Source organism: Nocardia arthritidis NBRC 100137 (assembly GCF_001612765.1).
Taxonomy (GTDB): domain Bacteria; phylum Actinomycetota; class Actinomycetes; order Mycobacteriales; family Mycobacteriaceae; genus Nocardia; species Nocardia arthritidis.
Map to the genome: position 1 here is coordinate 174,557 of NZ_BDBB01000007.1, position 21,253 is coordinate 195,809.

Here is a 21,253-nt window from a genome sequence, read left to right on the forward strand (position 1 = left end):
GTGCCCGGCGGCGCTCGGAGGGGAGTGCCGCCGGCGGCGGCTCCCCCCTCAGGACCAGCACAGCGAAATCTCCTCAGTAGCAGGTCAACGGCGTCAGCGGGTCCGCGGCACGGGGCGTCAGCGCGGCATAGGCGGACGCGATGGCTTTGACCGCCAACCGCAATTCGGGCTCCCGGTGGGTGAACGGCAGCCGCAGAAACCGTTCGAACGCGCCCTGTACGCCGAATCGCGGCCCGGCCGCGAGCAATACGCCGTGGTTGGGCGCCGTGGCGGCGAGCGCGGTGGAGACCGAGGTCGGCAGTTGCGCCCACACCGACATGCCGCCCGCGCCGACGGTGACGCGCCAGTCCGGCAATTCCTCGGCGAGCGTGTCGAGCAGAGCGGCACGCTGCGAACGCAACTGGTCGCGGCGGCGGTCGAGAATCACGTCCGCGTGCTCGAGCAGGTGCACGGTGGCCAGCTGGTCCATGACGGGGGTACCGAGGTCGACGGTGGAGCGGATGCCGAGGAGCTTGGTGATCAGCGTCTGATTGGTCCGTATCCAGCCGACCCGCAGACCGCCCCAGAACGATTTCGAGGCCGAGCCGATGGTGATGATCTCGGAACCTTTGGCGAAGGCGGCGACCGGCGGCGGCGGAATGTCCGCGCCGAGGCCGAGATCCGCCATGGATTCGTCGATCACGACGGTCATCCTGGTATCCCTGGCGATGGCGGCCAGTTCGGCGCGCCCGTCGGTGTCGAGCAGCAGGCCGGTCGGGTTGTTGTAGTCCGGCACCAGGTAGGCCAGGCTCGCCGCGGTCTGCCGGGCGGCACTGCGAATTCCGTCGAGATCCCAGCCGCCCGCCGGGTCCTCCGGCCGCAGCGGCACCGGCACCGGCCGGGCGCCGACGTCGCGGATCGCCTCGATGGCGTTCGGATAGGTCGGGTGATCGATGAGCACGCGGGCGGCGGGCGCCGTGAGCACGTTCAGCAACAGGCGCAGACCGTGCTGGGCGCCGAGGGTGACCAGGATCTGGTCGGGCTCGGTCGGCAGCCCGCGCGCGGTGTAGCGGCGGGCGATCGCCTCCCGCAGCGCGAGCACGCCGACCGGGTCCATGCCGTGCGTGCCGAGATAGGCCGGAATGCCCTCCAGAGCAGCGGAATACGCGTCCTGCATCTCCAGCGGGGCGGCCATCGCGGCATAGGTCATGTCGATGGTGGGCAGCTCGGGCGAGGCCATCATCGCCAGGATGCTCCTGGCCGGTTTGACGCCGTCGTGCTGCACGTCCCGGGGCAGGGCCACCGTGCTGCGCGAGCCCTGGCGGCTGATCAGGTAGCCGTGCTCGCGCAGCAGCGCGTAGGTGGAGGTGATGGTGGTGCGGCTGACCCCGAGGGTGGCGGCGAGATCGCGTTCGCTGGGCAAGGCGACACCCAGCGGTGCGCGACCGTCGTGGATCAGCAGCCGGATGCCTTCGGCGAGGGCCAGGTAGGCCGGGCGAGTGGAGCGCCGCCCGGCCGCATCCGGATCACCGTCGTGCGCGTGCCGCCAACGGCCCAGATCGCGGGCCAGGCTGCCCGCGCCGATCACTCTCGTCGCCATGCGGTCCAGTATCGACTGATTGGATATTCCTTGGCAAGGCCAGTAGCGCGCACGCTGGCGGACATGACCGCCCTCGCCCTGCTGTTCCTGGTCGCCCTGTCCGGCTACCTGATCCACCGCTTCGCGCCGAAACGCGACGAGCGCGCCTTCCGTCTCGAACGTTTCCATCCGGGCATGCCGATATCCGACCACACCCCTTCACACTACGATTACCAGCGGCGATACTCTGATCTCGCCGCGATACACGGCCGAGGGGATGCGCCGGATCCAGGCTTGTCCAGCGGCGCGTAATCCTCGCGGACCCAGCGCTACGAAAAGCCATGGCGTCTGCACCAGGCCAGTGCGGCAGCCACCCGCGTCCTGCCGAGATCTCTTCACCGCCCGCACCCGACTCGGCTACGACACTGCAAAGGCCAGTTCTGAATAACTGGACTGCTGATTGCCTATTTGTCGGACCCACGGTGCAGACTTGGCTCATGAGTGACGCCATGAGCCTCGCCGCCGATCGTGCGGCGGCCGAGGCCATCGGTTCGGCCACAGAGCCCCGGATCCCGGTCCGTCCCGCCCCGGCCCACCGAGCCGCGGCGGCGCTGTTCGACACCGCGATCGGCTGCTGCGCGATCGCGTGGAGCGGCGCGGGCGTGATCCGATTCCAGCTCCCGGAAGCGAGCCCGGCGGCCACCCGGGCGCGCATCACCCGCGCGCACGCGGGCGAGAAGCTTCACGAAGAGCCACCCACCGGCGCGATGGCCGAGGCCATCGCGGGTATCCGCGCCCACCTCGCGGGCGAACTCGACGACCTGCGTTGGATCGCGGTGGACACCAGCGGGATTCCGGAGTTCCACCGCGCCGTCTACGCCGTCACGCGCGCCATCGACCCCGGTCGCACCCTCAGCTACGGCCAGGTCGCCGACCGCGTCGGCGCGCCCGGCGGCGCCCAGGCGGTCGGGCAGGCATTGGGCCGCAACCCGATTCCCCTGATCATCCCGTGCCACCGCGTACTCGCCGCCGACCACGCCCTGCACGGCTTCTCCGCCCCCGGCGGCATCGACACCAAGCAGCGCCTGCTGACCATCGAGCGCACACCAGGATTCGGCGAACCCACGTTGTTCTGAGCAACCCAGCCGCCGCTGTTCCAGCCGCTCGAAGTCCCGCGGATCCCACGCTCCGATGAATTCGTGGAACTCGCTTCGTCCGTATGAGCGAAGCATCGACGGAACTCGCCCCGCAGGGAATGAAAGTGAGCAAACCATGGAGACTGCGACCTCGGCCGACGGCACCGTGATCGCGTTCGACCGGCACGTCGGCGGCGACAACGGCGTCGTGATCCTGATCGGCGGCGCCTTCGGTTTCCGCAGATTCCCCAAGATGGTCCAGTTGGCCGCGGCACTCGCCGAGCAGCACCGCCTGACCGTGATCAACTATGACCGACGTGGCCGCGGCGACAGCACGGACTCGCCCGGCGTCTACGAGGTCGACCGGGAGATCGATGACATCGCCGCGTTGGTCGAGGCGGCGGGTGGTACGGCGGCGTTGTTCGGCTGGTCCTCGGGCGCCACGCTCGCGCTACGAGCCGCCGAGTCCGGTCGGGTGAAGGGCCTCACAAAGGTTGTCGCATTCGAGCCGCCTTTCGTGGTCGACCGCGAGGGGTTCGTGCCGCAGGCCGACCTGGAAATGCGCCTGCGCGAACTGATCGCCGCCGACCGACGCGGGGACACCGTGCGGTTCTACATGACCAAGGCTATGGGAATGCCGCGTGTCATGGTGGCGGCCATGCGCCTCACCCCCTTCTGGAAGGGCCTGCGCGCCACCGCACCGTCCACCGCGCACGACTGGGCGGTGATGCGCGAGTTCATGCGCGGTGAGCCGCTGCGGACCGAGGACTGGTCCCGGGTCGGCGTTCCCACCCTGGTCATTGCAGGCGGCAAGAGCAACGCGTTGCTCCGCAAGGGAGCCCGCGCCATAGCCGCGGTACTTCCCGACGCCGTATTCCAGGAGATTCCCCGGCTCAGCCACAACCCGGACATCAAGCTACTCGCCCCCGTCGCCGGTTCGTTCCTCACCGGCGTCGAGCAGCACGCCGAGTAGCGGGCGGCTCAGTCGATGGGGTGCGCACGGAAGAAGTCGCAGGCATCCCCGGTGATGTAGCCGTCCGCGCAGCCGAAGTATGTCTGAATGCAGCTGTTCGTCGAGCAGCCGAGCTCGATCAGCTTCTGCCGAATCCGGGCGTTGCGTTCCTGAGACGTCTCGGTCTTCGGCGCGACCGTCGCCGAGGGACGCACCGAACTGGTGACCGGTCGCGGCTGCCCGTCCGAACACCCGGCGACCAGGACCATTCCGGCCGCCGTCGCGCAGATCACCGCGACCGCTCGCGAGGTCATCCTCCGCTCCCGGACTCGCCGCGCATCAACGCTCCGAGCGACTCGCGGTCGGTGACGTCCATCTTGATGCAGGCCCGGTAGAGGTGGCCCTCCACGGTCCGCACCGAGACTGTGAGCCGGTCGGCGATCTGCCGGTTGGACAGGCCCGCGGCGACGAGGTTCGCGATCTCGCGTTCCCGCGCCGTCAACGGCAAGGGCTGCGCGGCCTGCCGCAACGCCGGGGTGCTCGCTCCGCCGCAAGCGGCGGCGATCCGGTTGGCCGTGGCGGCGGACTCCAGCAACCTGCGCCGATCCCCGGATCGCTCGTGTGCCGACGCGGCCTGCGCAGCGGCGTCGGCGGCCGACAGCAGCACGCCGAGGCGCTCGAATTCGGCTGCCGCCGCGTCCAGCCCGGGTCCGTCGTGGGCGGCGAGCGCCACCGCGTGCCGCGCCTGCGTCTGCACCAGCCGCCCTTCCACCCGGACGGCCAGCTCCGCCAGTCGCCCGGACACCGAATGGTCGCCGAAGCGGGCCGCGGCATGCAGGGCCATGGCCTCGATCGCGTGCTGATGTGAGCGCGCGGCCGCGTCGGCGGCGCCCACCGCGATCCGGATGGCCGGGGTCATGGTTCCTTCGGCGGCGGCCAGCCAAGCGCGGGCCACTTCCAGCTGCGGTTCGTACACCGCGCTGTGCCTGCCGCCCCGTGCGGTGGCGTGCGCGATCGACTCGGCGGCCTCGCCGGCGCGCCCGAGCGCCGAGTACGCCTCCGCCAGACGGATTCTCGCGGGAAACATCCAGGCGGCCGCGCCCTCTGCGGCCAGTGCGGCCAGCGCCTGCTCCAGATTCTCGATACCGTCCAGGAACTTGCCCTGCGCCACATCGACGGTGCCCTGCAGGATCTTCGACATGCCCCAGGCCAGGTACTGGCCCGGCGAGGAGTAGCCGACGAACGCACCGGCGCGGCGTCGCGCGGCCTCCAGATCGCCGGTGAAGGTCAGGGCGAGCACCTCGGCGTGCGTGGACATGAAGCGGTTGAGCCCGTCGATGTGCTCTTCGACCTCGTGCCCGCGGGCCGCGTACTGCCTGGCCGCCTCCCCCTTGCCCATCAACGCCAGTGCCAGGCCGCCGCCGAACGACGCCCACCACACCGCCCACGGCGGTGCGCCATCGGCGGACATCACCGTTTCCGCCTCGGCGATCGCGTCGTCGACCCGGTTCTCGTTGACCAGGCTCGCGGACGCCAGACCGGTGAAGATGGCCGCGATCTTCGGATGCCGCACCTTTCCGCGCACCAACGTCAGCACCTCGTCGGCCCGATCGGCATCGCCCATGGCCCACAACAGGTTCGCCACCCGGGTGCTGCCCCAGCGTGCCAGCTGCACCTCGTCGAGCTGGTCGGGGTCGAAGCTGGCCAGGGTGCGCTCGGCCTCGATCCGGTGTCCCTGCCAGAGCAGGGCCCGCGCCAGCAAGTCGGCGGCCTCCACGCCGCCGCGCCGCTCCACCGCGGCGCGGGCGAAGCGCTCGCCCAGCGGCAGATTCGCCAATCCGATGGCGTCGGCAGCGGCCGCCTCGAACAATTCCAGATCCGCGGATTTGTCACTGTCCAGCGCCAATTCGGCCAGCCGGATACGGTCGGCGGCGGAATTGATCCGGCGCTCCTTCAGCGACGAATACAACCTGCCGCGCAGCCGCCGCGCCGAGGCGATGCCCAGCCTGCGCCGGATCACCTCGCCGAACAGCGGGTGGTTGTAGCGGACGATCAGATCCCGGGGATTCTCCACGACCCGGATCACCCCGCGGGTTTCGGCGGCTTCCACCGCGTCCTCGCCCGCCAATTCGGCGAGGACGTCCAGATCGATCGGCTCACAGAAGGTCAGCAGTTCCAGCACCCGCAGTACCGGCTCGGGCAGTTGCTCCACCCGATCCTCCAGCAGCGCGGCCAGCTCCGAGGTCACCGCGGCGCGGCCGCGCAACTGCCACACCCCGTTGACCTGACGCAGCGTGCCGGCCTCCAACGCTCCCTCGACCAAATGCCGCAGGAACAACGCGTTTCCGGCGGAGGACTCCCACATCAGATTGGCGGTGAAGCCCTCGAGCTGCCCGCCGAGCATCGACTCCACCAGCTCCACGCTCTGGCGCTGGGTGAACGGGCGTAGGTCGATGCGCGTCAGGTGGCCGTCTTTCCACAGCGAGGTGACCGCGTCCGGCACCGGGACGCCGCTGCGCACGGTCACCACGATGTGCGCGGCCTTGTCGATGGCCAGCTGGAGCAACAAGGTGGCGGAGAGCTGATCGAGCAGATGCGCGTCGTCCACGCCGATCACGGTGTCCCCGTCGGCGAGCAACGCCTCGCGCGCCGCCGACATGAAGGTGACCGGATCGTGCGCCGTGTAGACGCCGACCATGTGCGCGAAGACCCCCAGGGGAATGCTGCGCGCCGATTCGGTGCCCGCAACCCAGCGAACATTGCCGCCGATCGCGGAGGTGGCATGCCTGGCCAGGGTGGTCTTGCCCACACCCGCGTCGCCGGTCAGCACCACACCGACGTGCTCCGAACCGGTCAGCGCCGCGCGGATCGCCTCGAATTCGCTTTCGCGCTCGATCATCGGCCAGTTCCGAGCCATGCTCTAACTGTAGTTCTTCACCGATCATGATCGAAGCCGGGCGAGCACGATAGATGGGGTGAATTTCTGGTGATCTCGCCGAATTTCCGCTGGACCACGCGGAATTCGAACAGGTTCTAGCCGAGCACGTCGTGCCGGACGATGGTTTGATCCCGCCCGGGACCCACGCCGATGCAGGAAATCCTGGCGCCGGACAGCTCCTCCAAACGCAACACGTACGCCTGGGCGTTGGCGGGCAACTCCTCGAAGGTGCGCGCGTCGGAGATATCCTCCCACCAACCGGGCATTTCCTCGAAAATGGGCTTCGCGTGATGGAATTCGGTCTGCGTGGTCGGCATCTGCTCGACCCGCTCGCCGTCGACCTCGTAGGCCACGCAGATCGGCACCGTCTCCAGACTGGACAGAACGTCCAGTTTGGTGAGGAAGTAGTCGGTGATGCCGTTGACCCGGGTGGCGTAGCGCGCGATCACGGCGTCGAACCAACCGCAGCGGCGGGCGCGTCCGGTGGTGACGCCGACCTCGCCGCCGGTCTTGGCCAGGTAGGCGCCGAACTCGTCGAACAGCTCGGTCGGGAAAGGGCCGGAACCGACCCGCGTGGTGTAGCACTTCAGGATGCCGAGCACCGTGTTGATCTTGTTGGGGCCGATGCCCGCGCCGACCGCCGCGCCGCCCGAGGTCGGATTCGACGACGTGACGTACGGGTAGGTGCCGTGGTCGACGTCCAGCAGGGTGCCCTGCGAGCCCTCCAGCAGCACCGTCTCACCGCGCTCCAGCGCCAGGTTCAGCTTCAGGCGCGTGTCGGCGATCCGGTGGGCGAAGCTTTCGGCCTGCGCGAGCACCTCGTCGACCACCTGCTGCGGGTCCAGCGCGCGGCGGTTGTAGATCTTGACCAGCACCTGGTTCTTGAACTCCAGCGCCGCCTCGACCTTCTGGGTGAGGATCTTCTCGTCCAGCACGTCGGCGACGCGCACGCCGACGCGGGCGACCTTGTCCTGGTAACACGGGCCGATACCGCGGCCGGTGGTGCCGATCTTCTTGTTGCCGAGGAAGCGCTCGGTGACCTTATCGATGGCCACGTGATACGGCATGATCAGATGCGCGTCGGCCGAGAGCAACAGGCCGGAGGTGTCCACGCCGCGCTCTTCCAGCCCGGCCAGCTCGTCGAGCAGCACGCCGGGGTCCACGACGACGCCGTTGCCGATGACATTTGTCACGCCAGGGGTGAGGATGCCGGAGGGGATGAGGTGCAACGCGAAGTTGTCACCGTTGGGCAACACCACGGTGTGACCGGCGTTGTTGCCACCTTGGTACCGGACCACCCAGTCCACCCGACCACCGAGCAGATCGGTTGCTTTGCCCTTCCCCTCGTCGCCCCACTGGGCGCCGATCAGGACGATTGCCGGCATGGTCGTGTCTCCTACGGTTCGACAGGCAACACTGGTGTGTTGCAGCTACCTGCCGTACTGAGGCGGTGGCCGGAAGCACAGTCTAGCCGACCCGTCCGCGGCGGCGTCGAAGCGGATCTCGTCGTAGGCTCGACACCCGTGTGGTCACAGCCGGGCAGGGCTATGGTTGCACGGCACGCCGAGCGGAAAGCGCGGCGTGCACGGGCGAGCCGCAGCTTGGTTCGGCCGCGATGGCGAGGGGCCCGACGGTGTCGGCTCGAACCGAGGAGGGTGTACGGCGGCTTGAGTACCCATGTTCTCCGCTGCGACGGCGCCCCCGTACCCATCGCCCTCGCGGCGCTGCCGACCACCCAGACAGCCGCCGTCCCCGATCCCGCGGTGATCGATGAGCTGCTTCCCGTACTGGCCGCCGACAGCCTCCCGCGCCTGATCGTGCTGGGTGAGGACCCCGCGCTGGCCGCGGTGCTCACCCATCTGATGCGCACCGAGCGCTTGCACGTGGAGATCGGATACGTGCCGGTCGAGAAGACCTACGGTTCCCGTGCCTACCAGACCGGCACCGGCAACGCCGCCGCCAAACGCGCCATCGACGGCCGCGCGGTCGAGACGCCGCTGGTTCGCGACGACACCGGCAAGGTGCTCGTGGGCCGGGCGGTGATCGCGGGTATCGGCGGCGAGAAGCTGGAGGGCGAAGCCTATGTCGACGACACGCTGCTGTTCTCCGGACAGGTAACCGCCATGCTCGTCTCGCCGTGCCTCGAACCGCCCGGTGTGCGGGCCACCGTGCGCAAACGCTTCCGCAAGCGGAGCTGGGTTGAGGGGCGGGCCGCGCAGCTCGGCACGCCCGGCGCGATCGTGACCAGGGACGGCGTCCGCGCCGATCGCCCGGTGCCGCGCTCGACTTTCTACCGCCACCACGAATCCTGGCTGCTGGTGCGATGAACGCCCAGTTCCCGATCGGCCGCAGGTCGCGCGCGGTCCGGCCGAGCCCGGTGTTCCTGCTCGTGATCGCTGCGACCGCGGTGGGCGGCGCGCTGGCCTGGGACGCCGCCCTCGACTCCACCCGAGCCAAGGCCGGGGTCTTCGTCCTCGTAGTGTCCGGCTGGGTGGTATCGCTGTGCCTGCACGAGTTCGCGCACGCCTACACCGCTTGGCGCGCGGGCGACCGCGAGGTCGAGTTGCGCGGCTATCTGACGCTCAACCCACTGAAGTACAGCCATCCCATGCTGTCGATCGTGCTGCCGATGGTGTTCATCGCGCTCGGCGGGATCGGCTTGCCGGGCGGCGCCGTCTACGTGCACACGCACAATGTCGCGCCGCGCACGCAGCGGATCATCAGTGGCGCCGGGCCCGCCGTGAACGCGCTGTGCGCGGTGCTGCTCCTGGTGGCCGTCCGGATCTGGGGCAGCTCCAGCAGCCATCCCGCGTTCTGGTTCGGCGTGAGTTTCCTTGCGTTCCTGCAGATCACGGCGGCGCTGCTGAACCTGATCCCGCTGCCCGGACTGGACGGCTACGGCATCGTCGAGCCGTCGCTGAGCTACCAGACCAGACGCTCGCTCGATCAGTTCAAGCCGTTCGGCATGCTGATCCTGTTCGCGCTGCTGTTCACCCCCGCCATCAACCAGGTGTTCTTCGACGCGGTGTACGCGCTGTTCGAACTGTCCGGCGTCCCGTCGAATTGGTCGCGCTACGGCGGCTACCTGACCCGATTCTGGACCTGATCGCCTGCGCGCCCGGCCTGCGGCGCCTGTGCGGCACAGGGCCGCCCGGTCAGGTCGGCCGGACGGCCCCGCTTCTTCGCCCGCTTCCGATCCGCCCCGCCTCTCGGCCATCACACCCCTTGGCCGAGAGGTCCTTTCGTCCACGTGCGAAGCGGCCGACCGCGATACCCCTCGACTCGCGGTCACATCGCAAAGCTACGGCGGGACAACGCACGGAACGCGAGTAGCGGACTACTCGAAGATCGAACTTTCGGCGCGCCGCGCCGGGCACGAACCACGGTGCCCGGCACGAATGTCCGAATACCGCTGAGTAGTACGGGTTCACACCTCGGGCCGCACGTAGGGATTCCTGACCGTCGGCGGCAGCAGGGCAATCGCCGAGATACGCTGCACGCCGCACACCTGCATCAGGTCTACCAGGGTGGAACGCACCTGCGCGAAGACGACGTGCGCCGAAAGCCCCGCACCCGCTACCAGTTCCGGGCGCGCGCCCTTCGCGACCGAGCGCAGTACCCGGGCCGCTTCGGCGCGGTCGGGCTGCTCACCGGGGTCGGCCAGCATCATCCGGCGCACCACGTCGACGGCTTGGCCGAGGCGCTCCACCTCGTCGATCAAGCCGGGGTCGAGGATTTCGTCGTCGCGCACCAGGGTCAGCGAGCGCCGCAACAGGACTCGGGTATTGCGGATGGCGTTGTCCAGCGGGTCCGCCGTGGCCCTGATGCGTTCGAGACGGTCACGCGAGTTCCAGTACAGCGGCGAGATCCGGCTGATCTCCCTGCCGCCTTCCAAGGTGGCGCGCAAGGAGTCGATCTGCGGCTGCGTGGCGCGCATCGCCGACAGCGCGTGGTGCAGCTTCTCCGGATCCTGTTCGAGCAGTCCGTCGGCGCAACTGCTGATCGATCTGCCCATCACGGCGAGGATGTCCGCGGCGAGCGTCCGCGCTCTGCGCACCGGGTGCAGCGGGATCGCCGCGACCACCAACACCCCGACCAGACCGCCCACCAAGGCGTCGATCATGCGGGAGAGGCCGCCGCCCGCCGAGGGCGGGAGCAGTGTCGCGACGAGCACGGCGGAGCCGGCCGCCTGCACGGTGATGACCGAGCCGCCGTCCAGGAACACCGCGGCGGCCATGGCGACCGCGACCACCAGCGCGATCTGCCACACGCCGGTGCCGACGCGGGAGATGAACAGATCGCCGATGCCGATGCCGACCGCGACGCCGACCACCAGTTCGACCGAGCGGCGCAGCCGCGCGCCGAAGGAGATGCCCATCGACACCACGGCGGCGGTCGGCGCGAAGAACGGCAGTGCGTGACCGATCACGTGATGGGCGAGAAACCAGGCCAGCGCGGCGCCCACCGAACACTGGATGATCGGCAGCACCGACCGGCGCAGCCGCGACCAGGAGGTGCGCAGCCTCGCCATGCTGTTCGCGCGGGCCACGCCGACCCGGGACATCGGGTCGAACGCACCCCTCGCCCGGCCGCCACCCCTGCTCGAATCGCTACGCGGTAGTCCGATCACTACGACTCAGTCGAGGCCGAGCTCCGCGGCCGCCCGAGGGTCGCAGTCTTCCAGCAGATCGAGGCAGCGCGCGTACTCCTCGGTCTCGCCGATCAGCTTTGCGGCCCGGGCCAGCGCGCCGACGCTGCGCAGGAAGCCCCGATTGGGCTCGTGGCTCCACGGCACAGGACCGAAGCCCTTCCAGCCGTTGCGGCGCAGCAGGTCCAGGCCGCGGTGATAGCCGGTGCGGGCGAACGCGTACGCGGCGACGACGTCATGATTGATCGCCTCGTCCTGGGCTTCGCCACGGGTCAGCGCCGCCTCGGCGAGGTACGCCCAGGCGATCGAGGCGGCCGGGTGCTCGGCCGCGACCCGCACCGGATCGGCGTTGTCGAGCAGCGCGTCCTCGGCGTCGGGGATTTCGGGTAGCAGTACCGGTTGCGGTCCGAGCAGGTCACCGAACGAGGTCATGCGGTTCATTGTGCACCGCACGACGGTTTGCTCGACAGGCGGCTTCGCCCGTGAGGCGCAGGTCCGAGTACGGACCTCGGTCGGCTCGGCCATCGTTCCGCTGGACGTGGGCTGATGCCGGACCTCGTCGGGCCGCGACCATTAGGCTGGCCGTCGAGTTCAAACAGTTCCGCTTTGACGAGGGGTGTGCGTGTCCGACCCGAACGACGAGAAGAATCCGGCGCGGGACAGCGCCGAACCGGCCGGCGCCGCCGGAGCCGACGCACGCCCCGGTGCCGCCGCGGAACGTAACCCGGACGCATCGGCTGCGCCCACCGAGCGCATCGCCAAGGGGCAGCGGCCCGATGCCTCGCCGTCGGGCACGGACCGATCCGCGTCTGGTGCGGACGCGGGCAACCGCGGTCCAGCGCCCAGCGCGCCGCGAGCAGGAGACCCGAGACAAGCACCCGCCAACCCGGCCAGCGGTCCGGCCTCGTCGAGGAACACCGGCGCGACGTCGAACACGGCGGGCGCGAAACCGGCGAACGGCCCCGCCCCCGCATCGAACACGCCGGGTGGTAAACCGGCCAGTGGCCCTGCGGCCAGTACCGACTCACCGTCCTCCGCGAGGAGTTCGGGCGCCTCCGCGCCGGCGGGCAGCCCCGTGACGAGCGCGGGCCCCACACAGCAGCCCGGAGCGTCCGCCGGCGCGAAGCCCCCGACACCGGACAACCGAACAAGTTCTGCTGCCCGACCTGCTCCCTCGAACTCCCCGGCAGCCGGATCAACCGCACCCGAGCCCGGTGGCGCGAGCGCCGAGGGCACGCCTTCCTCCGGCCTCGCCGCCGTGGCGAAGGCTCCGTCCCCGAGTTCAGCGTCGAGGCCCGCGGGCAGCACACCCGGCGCGGCACCGGCCGGCGCGGGTAAACCGAACGCACCTGCTTCCGCGACGTCCCCCGCAGGCCAACGACCATCGCAACCACCTGTCGCACAGTCCAGCGGCCAGAACACCCAGCCCGCCGCCGACTCGGCCGCTTCCGGCGCGCCCGGAACCAAGGGCACGGCGGGACCTTCCGGACCGGCAGGCCCCGGCCGGGCGAACGCCCCAGCGGGCCAGCGCCCCGCGCAAGCGCCTACCGCGCAGTCCAGCGGCCAGAACACCCCGGCAGCCCAACGACCTTCGCGACCGCCCGTCCAGGGCAACCAGAACACACCGTCCTCATCCGGCACACCCGGCACAGCACCCTCCGGACCAGCGGGCCCCGGCCGGGCGAACACCCCTGCGGGCCAACGCCCCCCGCAACCGCCTACCGCGCAATCCGGCAACCGGAACACGCCGCCCGCCGCCGGGTCGGCCACTTCGAGCGCGCCACGCACCGAGGGCACGGCGCCTTCCGGACCGGCAGGTCCCGGCCGCGCGAACGCCCCGGCGAAGGACGGCGGCGAACCAGCGCGCTCCGGTACGGGCGCGTCTGCCTCGAGCTCGGCGCAAGGCGCCGAAGCGGAGACGGCCGCGATCGATCGGACGGCCGCACCGAAGCAACCGGCGACCGGTGGCGCGTCGAAGCCCGGTTCCGCACCGAACCAGTCGGCCGAAGCGCGCACCGTGGTGATCAAACGGGACCAGACGCCGTCCGGTACGACGCGGAGTTCCGCGCCGGGCACGGCCCCTGCCGGGGAGTCGTCATCGAAAGACGCTGCGGCGCGATCGAAGCAGGGCACAGCTGCGCCCGAATCCGGACAGCCCGCCGCGGAGAAACCCGGCCGGGGGACGTCGCCCGAGACCGCGGCGAGTGATTCCACTCCGCCCGGCCCCGAGGCGAAGACCGGGGCGATCACGCAGGGAGCTGAAGGCGCGACCGTTGTGATGCGCAGGCCGCAGCCTCCGGCCGGACCGGCGGCTCCCGCCGCGCAGAAGGCCGACGAGCCCACATCGGGTGATCAGAAGAACCCGCCCGGTTCGGATGACGTCACGATGGCGATGCCGGTGGTCGGCGCAGACGACGCGAAAACCGTCGCGCTCCCCATCCAGCGCCCCGCCGACGGCGGCAGGCCCGGGACCGATCGTGTGGTCGCGCCACCGGCGGGGCCGGTCCCCATCACGAAGCCCCCGAGCACGCCGCGCCCGGCCTCCGGTCCGAAGCAGCCCGGCCCGCACGGCCCGTCCGCGCCGCCGCAGCACGGCCCGGGAGTCGAGGAGACACGCCCGTCGCCGCAGCGCCCCCAGGGCAGGCCGCGACAGGTGGCGACCGCCCCGTCACCCGCGGACGTCCAGCAGACCGTGCCCGCGCAGTCGATGACGGGCCCGCGCGCGCCGCACACCAGGCCCGTCGCGCCGCCGCAGCGGATCCCCCCGGCCGCGCAAAGCGGCGGGGCGTCCGCCTCCGAGCCCGCCCGGAACAACCGCTTGCTGCTCATCGCGGGCGGGGCGGTCGTGCTGGTGGTCGCACTCGTGGCGGTGATCGTGTCGCTGGTCACGATGTCCGGCGACGACTCCCCCGAGGCTCAGGTGCGCAGCGCGATCACCAGCTACACCGAGGCGCTGAAGACCGGCGACCTGGAGGCGCTTCGCTCCACCACGTGCGGTCCGCTGCACGACTTCTATCAGGGCATCCCGAGCGACCAGTTCGCCGGTGTGCACAAGCTATCGATGGAGCGGAAGAACATTCCGGTGGTGGACAGCATCGACGCCATCCGCATCACCGACGCCACCGCCATCGCGCAGGCCACGGTGTACACCGAAGCCGACCCGGCGAAGCGGTCCGCGCGCACCTTCGACCTGCAGCGCACCGACGACGGATGGAAGGTCTGCGACCCGCCCGGCAGCACCCAGTAACCACTCGGCGGCGTGATAGCCGACACGCATCGATGCCGGTAGCACGCGTCACACACACCTGGTCAACGGTCCGGTTCAGCAGTAGCATGGCCCGGATCATGAGCAGGGAACAGACGATGGCGCGGCCGGATGTCGATGTCGTTCCGGTGACGCCGACCGGACAGCGATTCCGGGTGCGGGACCATTACGAGGTCGGCCGGGAGAAGGTCAGGGAGTTCGCCCGCGGGGTCCAGAACCACCACGCGGCGCACCAGCGCGAAGCCGACGCACGCGCGCTCGGGTATCCCGGGATCATCGCGCCGCCGACCTTCGCGTCGGTGATCGGGATGACCGCGACCAGGGCGCTGCTGGACTCCGTGCTCACCCAGTACGACCTCTCCCAGTTCCTGCAGACCGACCAGGTCTTCGAGATCTACCGGCCGATCCTGGCCGGTGACCGGGTGCGCAGCGAGATCGTCATCGAGTCGATCCGCCAGTTCGGGGACAACGACTTCATCGTGGTGCGCTTCTCGCTGAGCAATCAGCACGGCGAGGTCGCCATCGTCGGCTCGACCACGATCGTCGCCCGCCGCGGCGCCGACGTCGACGCCTCCCTGGACGACGTGGTCGAGAACATCATGATGCACGGGCGCCCGGTCGACTCCGGAGCCGATCTCGCCCACAACGACGTGCTGGTGCCGCTGGGCGTCGGCCCGTTGGTCGAGCCGGCCGAACACGAGAGCACGACCGTGCACACGCTGCCCGCGTTCGACGAACTCGCCCCCGGCGATCAGCTTCCCGAAGGCGCCTTCCGGCTCACCCGCGGTGACCTGGCCAACTACGCGGGCGTGTCGGGCGACGCCAACCCGATCCACTTCAGCGACCACGCCGCACAGCTGGCCGGGCTGCCGACCGTGGTCGCGCACGGCATGCTGACCATGGGCTTGGCCGGTGGCTATCTCACCGCGTGGCTGGGCGATCCAACCGCCATCCAGAAGTTCAGCGTGCGGTTCTCCGGCTTCGTTCCGGTCGCCACCGACGCGGCGAGCACGGTCGAGTTCACCGGCCGGATCAAGTCCCTCGACCCGGCCGCGCGCACCGCGACCATCCTGCTCGGCGGCTCCTCCGAAGGGCGCAAGCTGTTCGGTCGCGCGGTGGCCGAGGTTCGGCTGCGCTAGAGCGGATCACTCGTTCACGATCGAGTGCATCAGGTAGACGTTGTAGTCACTCCAGGTCGAGATGGTGAAGTAGAGGTCCGATCCCGAGGACCACGGGTGGATGAACCCGCCGTACAGCTCCGGATAGGTCAGCGCGGACACCGTCGGCGTGCTCTCCGACCACACGCCCTGCGGTGTGTCCGCCTCCCGGACGACGATGGCGGCCTTCGTCGTGTCCAGATAGCTCATCTGCCAGACGTCGCGGGCGGCGTCGTAGCGGACCGACAGCTCACCGACGGTGCCGTCCACGATCGGCGTGGCCGAGCCGAAGCCACCGACCGGGGTCCAGACGCCGTCCTGCCAATACTGGTAGGCGGTGGTGTTGAGCAGCTGGTCCTCCGGTACCCGGGCCAGGCCGACCGCGCCGAGGCGGGTGTTGGGCGTGCCGAACATGTAGACGTAACCGCCGTGCGGAACCATCGCGCTCACTTGGAAATTCGCCAGCCCGAAGATGTTGTCCCAGCGGGCGTGCGGATCCTTCGTCCAGGTCTGGCCGTGGTCGTCGGAGTAGGCGATGCCGCCGTAGTTGGTGAAGAACGTGCCGGGCAGGCTGTTCCAGGTCCGGATGGACATGTAGCTCAGATACTGTCGCCCGCCGAGCGCGAAACCCGAGGTGGGAATGGTGGTGACCTCGACGTTGTCGAGCTTGCGGCTGGAGAGCACCTCGGCCGCGTGGCAGCGGTCGTCGGTGACCATCCGGTCGAAGGTCACCCCGTCGGCGAGGTCGCGGTCGGTGCTGAAGGCGAGCACGTTGCTGCGCCAATCCAGCCCCATGCCACCCGGCGGATGGAAGCCGCGTCCGACGGTGTCGCCGAACGCGGTCGCGATCTCGCCCGGTGCGCTCTCCCACATGATGCCGAGGTCGGTACCGTCCACCTGCCATCGTTTGTCGGTGCGGTTCACCGAGTTCGCGCCGGTCAGCTTCGCCACCTCGCGGGCGGGGCCGAGGCGCGGGGCGGGCCGGGCGGGTGACTGCGCCGCGGGTTCGACCGGCGGCCGCACCGGCGCGGACGGCGGCGGCACCTGGCCGGGGTCTGGACCGGGCCCGGGAATCGCGAAGTGGAACGGCTTGGGATTCAGCAGGATCTCCGGAATGCCCAGCAGTCCGGCGAGACTCGGCGGCGCTCCGGGCAGATCGGTGAGGTCGGGGCAAGGATTGGCGCACGGATCGGGTGGAAGCTCCATTCGCGTTCGTTTCGGCGCGGGGTCCGGCGCCTGCGGCGGGAGCACGGTGACCACCGGATAGGGAATCGGCACCTCCACCGTTTTCGGCACCAGCGGCTCGTGGGTCGCCACCGGATCGGTCGCGCAGGGCCCCACCCCCGCCGGGCCTTCGGCCGCGTCCGGCGCCGCGGCGGCAGACCCATCGGCGTAGACGAGCAACCCCGCACCGACCACGATCGCACCGACGGCGGCCAGCATTCGCATCGCCATAGCAAACCCCTCGAAATCCATTGCGGACACGAACCTTGCGGAGACGAACCAGCGGAACGACCCTACCCCGTTCGACTTTCGAATACCGGCCGCCCGACACGCCCATTTAAAAGGATGATATTGCTTCATTTGCATGGCGCAACGCCAGAACTTTGCTAGCGTCCACTCCGCGACGGCTCCTGTCGGGGAGAGCGGCCGTCCGGAGCACCGCTCCGGGTCATTGTTCGAACCTGTTGCCGCCGAGCGTGTTCCACCGCGCCCGGCGCTGACCGAGAACGGATCACATGAAGAACACGCTCTTGCGCACCCTGCTCGGCATCGGCTCCGCCTGTCTGCTCACCACCGCCGCGCTCGCCATCGGGTCGCCCGTCGCGGCGGCCGATCCACTCACCGACCTGCTCTGCAGCTCCGGATCCGCGCAGTTCTGCGCACCGCCGCAAGCTACCCCGCCTCCGCCGAACAACCCGCCTCAGCCGAACAACCCGCCTCACTCGAACCCACCACCGCAAGCACCCCCGGGTGGCCCGTCCTACAAGAACTGCACCGAGGTTCGCAACGCGGGCAAGGCTCCGCTGTTGCGCGGACAGCCGGGCTACGCCCCGCACCTGGACCGGGACAACGACGGAATCGCCTGCGAGTGAATCGCACCGGCGCACCGGCCGCCGCGGGAGCAGGATGGAAGGCGTGACCAAGTCAGTTTTCCGGATCGCGCCCGCGATCGGGGCGGCGCTGCTGGCGGCCGGAGCGAGTGCGCTCGTGCCGTCGGCGGCGTCCGCCGTCCCGCCTCCGGCGGTCGCGATCGCCGGACCGCACGACGACCATCCGATACCGCACAACCGGTCCGGACCGAAGGGCGACAGCGAGCGCCCCGAGGAATCCGATGGCCGGTCGCCGAAGATCTACACCGATTGCGACCAGGTGCGCGCGGAGGGCGCCGGACCGCTCTACCGCGGGCAGCCCGGTTTCAACGCGCATCTGGACCGGGACGGCAACGGAATCGCCTGCGACTAGCGCAGTGCCTGGAAGGTGATGATCGTCCCGCCGATACGGATCTGGTCGCCGTCGGCGAGCAGCACTCCGCTGTCGATCGGATCCTCGTTGACGAAGACGCCGTTGGCCGAATGCAGGTCCTTGATGAGCAGACCGGCGCGGCTCGGCATGATGTGCGCGTGGTAGCGGCTGGCCCGCGGGTCCTCCAGCACCAAGTCGTTGTCGGTCATCCGGCCGATGCGCAGACCGCCCTGGGCGATCGCCACCATGCGACCGTCCGGCATCCGCAGCCGGCCGCTGCGCACCGCGCGCGGCATCTCGGTGACCGTCTCGGTCATGGCCGCGGCCAGGCGCTCGACCTGCCGGAGTTCGACCGTGCTGAGCGGCTCCTGCCGCAGGACGCGCTGCTCCAGATCCACCAGCGCCGGTCCCGGGTCGATGCCGAGCTCGTCGGCGAGCACGCCGCGCACCTTCCGGCACGCCTCCAGCGCGTCCGCCTGACGTCCGGACAGATACAGCGCGGTGATCAGCTGACCCCACAGCGGTTCGCGCAGCGGGTGCTCGTTGGTCATCGCGACCAGCTCGCCGATCACCGAGGACGCGCGCCCGCAGGCTATCTCGGCGTCGACCCGGGCCGAGGCGGCCAGCAGCCGCTCCTCGTCCATGGCGGTGGCGAAGCCGTCGGCGAACTGCAAACCGGCCAGATCCGCCAGCGCCCGGCCGCTCCACTCGCGCAGCGCGGAGCCGAACAACTGCGCCGCCCCAGCATGATCGCCCAGTTCCGCGGCGCGCGAGCCCGCCTCCCGCGCCGCCTCGAAACGTCCTAGATCGCAGGCGGTCTCGTCGATCTCCAGCCGATAGCCCGACGACTCGGTGCGCAGCACGGTCGCCGGGTCGACCCCGGAGTTGCGCAGCGCCTTGCGGATGTTCGAGACGAAGACTTGCAGGCTCGCGGCATAGGAGTCGGGCGGTTCCTCGTTCCACACCAGATCGGCGAGCGCGGCCGAGGACACCGCGCGCCGCCGATTCACCGTGAGCGCGGCGAGCAGAGCTCGCGGTTTGGGCCCGCCGACGGCCACCGGTTCACCACCGACGAGCAGTCGCACGGGCCCGAGCACGCGCACATCCAGACTCATGTGCACCAAGCCCCTGACGGGTGAATCAGGGTCAGGCGCTGATCGAGCGTCCGGCGGAGTGCAGGTCGTTGCACGCCTCGACCACGCGGGCCGCCATCGACGCCTCGGCCTTCTTCAGGTAGCTGCGCGGATCGTAGGTCTTCTTGTTGCCCACTTCGCCGTCGATCTTCAGCACACCGTCGTAGTTGGCGAACATGTGCCCGGCGATCGGCCGCGTGAACGCGTACTGGGTGTCGGTGTCGACGTTCATCTTCACCACGCCGAAGCGCAGCGAGTCCTCGATCTCGGACTTCAGCGAGCCGGAACCGCCGTGGAAGACGAAGTCGAACGGCTGCGCGTCGGCGCCGAGGCCGAGCTTGGCCGCCGCGACGCGCTGGCCCTCGGCGAGCACCTCGGGCTCGAGAACGACGTTGCCCGGCTTGTACACGCCGTGCACGTTACCGAAGGTGGCCGCGAGCAGGTATTTGCCGTTCTCGCCCGAGCCGAGGGCGTCGATGGTCTTCTCGAAGTCCTCCGGCGAGGTGTAGAGCTTTTCGTTGATCTCCGCCTCGACGCCGTCCTCTTCACCGCCGACGACGCCGATCTCGACCTCGAGAATGATGTTCGCGGCGTGCGTGGCCTTCAACAGTTCCTTGGCGATCTCGAGGTTCTCGTCGATCGGAATCGCGGAGCCGTCCCACATGTGCGACTGGAACAGCGGGTGCTTACCCGCGTTGACCCGTTCCTGGGAGATCGCGAGCAGCGGCCGGACGAAGGTGTCCAGCTTGTCCTTGGGGCAGTGGTCGGTGTGCAGCGCGATGGTCACGTCGTACCTGGCCGCGACCACGTGCGCGAACTCGGCCAGCGCCACCGCGCCGGTGACCATGTCCTTCACACCCTGGCCGGAACCGAATTCCGCGCCGCCGGTGGAGAACTGGATGATGCCGTCGCTGCCCGCGTCCGCGAAACCCTTGATGGCCGCGTTGACCGTCTCCGACGACGTGCAGTTGATGGCCGGGAAGGCGAAGGAATTGGCTTTGGCCCGACCGAGCATCTCGGCGTAGACCTCCGGAGTCGCGATGGGCACAGTAAGACCTCCGTGTTGTGCGGCAAAGACCTATTTTGTCAGCCCTTACCCTAAGGCAGCAGTGTTTCGCCTGGTATGCAGGGAGGGAGTGGACAGGTGACCCACCGGTAATTTCGCGCACTGCGCGAGCATTCTCAGGCGGAGCCGGTACTGTGGGGCCGGTAATTTGCGCTGGCAGCTTCCGACGCGGTGGCAAGCGATGCAAGCCAGCCGTATCGGGACAGGAGGCCACGTGATTCTGCAGGCAGCGACAGAATCGGTGACGAGCAACCTCGCGCTTACCGAGTTGCTCGACCCGATGCACCTGCTCACGGAGACGTGGCTGAAGAACGCGGTGCTGCCGGCCATACTGGTCATCGTCTTCATCGAGACCGGCTTACTTTTCCCGATCCTGCCCGGCGATTCGCTGCTGTTCACCGGCGGCCTGCTGTCCGCGCAGCCGAATCCGCCGGTGTCGATCTGGGTTCTGGTGCCCGCCGTCGTCCTGGTCGCGTTCGCGGGCGACCAGTGTGCCTACTGGATCGGGCGAGCGATCGGACCGGCGCTGTTCCAGAAAGAGGACACCCGGTTCTTCAAGAAGCATTACGTCACGCAGACCCACGAATTCTTCGAGAAGCACGGGCCGAAGACGATCGTCCTGGCCCGGTTCGTGCCGATCGTGCGCACCTTCATGCCGGTGCTCGCCGGGGTCTCGAAGATGGATTACCGCAAGTACGTCGCCTTCGACATCGTCGGCGCGCTCCTGTGGGGCGGCGGCGTCACCGTGCTCGGCTACTTCCTGGGCAACGTCGCGTTCATCCGTGACCACGTCGAGGCGATCTTCCTGCTCATCGTCTTCGTGTCGATCCTGCCCGGCATCACCGCCGTGGTGAAGAAGATTCGCCGCGGTACACCCGTGTCCGACGCGGTCGAGAGCGAGCTGACCGCGTCGACCAGCGAGCGCACCCCCTGA

Annotated in this window: 20 protein-coding genes; 10 read left to right on the forward strand and 10 right to left on the reverse strand. The window is 69.6% G+C overall.

Translation table 11 applies throughout. The features are described from left to right. Window positions 1–73: 73 nt before the first annotated feature. The gene (gene yczR / locus NA8_RS07515) at window positions 74–1,579 is read right to left on the reverse strand and encodes a MocR-like transcription factor YczR (RefSeq protein ID WP_063049617.1); all 1,506 of its coding nucleotides are present in this window, start codon (window positions 1,577–1,579) and stop codon (window positions 74–76) included. A 30-nt stretch (window positions 1,580–1,609) separates the two neighbouring features. Between yczR and NA8_RS07520 the strand changes: the two genes are divergently transcribed. From NA8_RS07520 to NA8_RS07530, 3 genes are all read left to right on the forward strand, one after another. Next, complete coding sequence (locus NA8_RS07520) at window positions 1,610–1,870, forward strand: hypothetical protein (RefSeq protein ID WP_157106567.1); 261 nt, start codon at window positions 1,610–1,612, stop codon at window positions 1,868–1,870. Between the two features lie 185 nt (window positions 1,871–2,055). Beyond that, window positions 2,056–2,694 (forward strand): methylated-DNA--[protein]-cysteine S-methyltransferase, encoded by a 639-nt coding sequence (locus NA8_RS07525; protein ID WP_245663700.1) that lies wholly within the window; start codon window positions 2,056–2,058, stop codon window positions 2,692–2,694. Window positions 2,695–2,830: 136 nt separating this feature from the next. Further along, complete coding sequence (locus NA8_RS07530; RefSeq protein WP_063049619.1) at window positions 2,831–3,667, forward strand: alpha/beta fold hydrolase; 837 nt, start codon at window positions 2,831–2,833, stop codon at window positions 3,665–3,667. A gap of 8 nt (window positions 3,668–3,675) precedes the next feature. On the opposite strand, the gene NA8_RS07535 is transcribed toward NA8_RS07530, so the two are convergent. The 3 genes from NA8_RS07535 to NA8_RS07545 all read right to left on the reverse strand — a co-directional run bounded on the left by NA8_RS07535 (window position 3,676) and on the right by NA8_RS07545 (window position 7,969). Next, window positions 3,676–3,960 (reverse strand): hypothetical protein, encoded by a 285-nt coding sequence (locus NA8_RS07535; RefSeq protein ID WP_063049620.1) that lies wholly within the window; start codon window positions 3,958–3,960, stop codon window positions 3,676–3,678. Then, complete coding sequence (locus NA8_RS07540; RefSeq protein ID WP_063049621.1) at window positions 3,957–6,563, reverse strand: helix-turn-helix transcriptional regulator; 2,607 nt, start codon at window positions 6,561–6,563, stop codon at window positions 3,957–3,959. Before NA8_RS07540 ends, NA8_RS07535 begins: the two co-directional genes overlap by 4 nt. A gap of 116 nt (window positions 6,564–6,679) precedes the next feature. Further along, entirely contained in the window at window positions 6,680–7,969 is a 1,290-nt protein-coding gene (locus NA8_RS07545; RefSeq protein WP_063049622.1) for an adenylosuccinate synthase, read from the reverse strand. Window positions 7,970–8,251: 282 nt separating this feature from the next. Between NA8_RS07545 and NA8_RS07550 the strand changes: the two genes are divergently transcribed. Next, complete coding sequence (locus NA8_RS07550; RefSeq protein ID WP_245663701.1) at window positions 8,252–8,911, forward strand: hypothetical protein; 660 nt, start codon at window positions 8,252–8,254, stop codon at window positions 8,909–8,911. Then, window positions 8,908–9,690 carry a site-2 protease family protein gene (locus NA8_RS07555; RefSeq protein ID WP_063049624.1) on the forward strand — a complete coding sequence of 261 codons (783 nt, stop codon included), beginning with the start codon at window positions 8,908–8,910 and terminating at the stop codon, window positions 9,688–9,690. Before NA8_RS07550 ends, NA8_RS07555 begins: the two co-directional genes overlap by 4 nt. Before the next feature lie 321 nt (window positions 9,691–10,011). On the opposite strand, the gene NA8_RS07560 is transcribed toward NA8_RS07555, so the two are convergent. The 3 genes from NA8_RS07560 to NA8_RS07570 all read right to left on the reverse strand — a co-directional run bounded on the left by NA8_RS07560 (window position 10,012) and on the right by NA8_RS07570 (window position 13,482). Then, entirely contained in the window at window positions 10,012–11,148 is a 1,137-nt protein-coding gene (locus NA8_RS07560; RefSeq protein ID WP_174550056.1) for an FUSC family protein, read from the reverse strand. A gap of 72 nt (window positions 11,149–11,220) precedes the next feature. Beyond that, the gene (locus NA8_RS07565) at window positions 11,221–11,664 is read right to left on the reverse strand and encodes a DUF3151 domain-containing protein (RefSeq protein ID WP_063049687.1); all 444 of its coding nucleotides are present in this window, start codon (window positions 11,662–11,664) and stop codon (window positions 11,221–11,223) included. A 159-nt stretch (window positions 11,665–11,823) separates the two neighbouring features. Then, window positions 11,824–13,482 carry a hypothetical protein gene (locus NA8_RS07570; RefSeq protein WP_084466588.1) on the reverse strand — a complete coding sequence of 553 codons (1,659 nt, stop codon included), beginning with the start codon at window positions 13,480–13,482 and terminating at the stop codon, window positions 11,824–11,826. A 28-nt stretch (window positions 13,483–13,510) separates the two neighbouring features. Between NA8_RS07570 and NA8_RS07575 the strand changes: the two genes are divergently transcribed. After that, the gene (locus NA8_RS07575; RefSeq protein ID WP_245663702.1) at window positions 13,511–14,479 is read left to right on the forward strand and encodes an Rv0361 family membrane protein; all 969 of its coding nucleotides are present in this window, start codon (window positions 13,511–13,513) and stop codon (window positions 14,477–14,479) included. Window positions 14,480–14,577: 98 nt separating this feature from the next. Further along, the gene (locus NA8_RS07580; RefSeq protein WP_063049689.1) at window positions 14,578–15,636 is read left to right on the forward strand and encodes a fused (3R)-hydroxyacyl-ACP dehydratase subunits HadA/HadB; all 1,059 of its coding nucleotides are present in this window, start codon (window positions 14,578–14,580) and stop codon (window positions 15,634–15,636) included. 6 nt (window positions 15,637–15,642) lie between these two features. On the opposite strand, the gene NA8_RS07585 is transcribed toward NA8_RS07580, so the two are convergent. Further along, the gene (locus NA8_RS07585; protein WP_063049626.1) at window positions 15,643–17,109 is read right to left on the reverse strand and encodes a glycoside hydrolase family 183 protein; all 1,467 of its coding nucleotides are present in this window, start codon (window positions 17,107–17,109) and stop codon (window positions 15,643–15,645) included. Window positions 17,110–17,393: 284 nt separating this feature from the next. Between NA8_RS07585 and NA8_RS07590 the strand changes: the two genes are divergently transcribed. Both NA8_RS07590 and NA8_RS07595 read left to right on the forward strand, forming a co-directional pair. Next, the gene (locus tag NA8_RS07590) at window positions 17,394–17,750 is read left to right on the forward strand and encodes an excalibur calcium-binding domain-containing protein (protein ID WP_063049627.1); all 357 of its coding nucleotides are present in this window, start codon (window positions 17,394–17,396) and stop codon (window positions 17,748–17,750) included. A 43-nt stretch (window positions 17,751–17,793) separates the two neighbouring features. After that, window positions 17,794–18,120: an excalibur calcium-binding domain-containing protein gene (locus tag NA8_RS07595; protein ID WP_245663703.1), complete on the forward strand. Its 327-nt coding sequence runs from the start codon at window positions 17,794–17,796 to the stop codon at window positions 18,118–18,120. Here the strand turns inward: NA8_RS07595 and NA8_RS07600 are convergent. Together NA8_RS07600 and fbaA are read right to left on the reverse strand one after the other, a co-directional pair. Continuing rightward, window positions 18,117–19,235, reverse strand: a complete 1,119-nt coding sequence (locus tag NA8_RS07600) for a BTAD domain-containing putative transcriptional regulator (RefSeq protein ID WP_063049690.1) — start codon at window positions 19,233–19,235, stop codon at window positions 18,117–18,119. The genes NA8_RS07595 and NA8_RS07600 overlap by 4 nt on opposite strands. A gap of 31 nt (window positions 19,236–19,266) precedes the next feature. Beyond that, window positions 19,267–20,301: a class II fructose-bisphosphate aldolase gene (gene fbaA, locus NA8_RS07605; RefSeq protein ID WP_063049629.1), complete on the reverse strand. Its 1,035-nt coding sequence runs from the start codon at window positions 20,299–20,301 to the stop codon at window positions 19,267–19,269. Between the two features lie 298 nt (window positions 20,302–20,599). Between fbaA and NA8_RS07610 the strand changes: the two genes are divergently transcribed. Further along, window positions 20,600–21,253: a DedA family protein gene (locus NA8_RS07610; protein WP_063049691.1), complete on the forward strand. Its 654-nt coding sequence runs from the start codon at window positions 20,600–20,602 to the stop codon at window positions 21,251–21,253.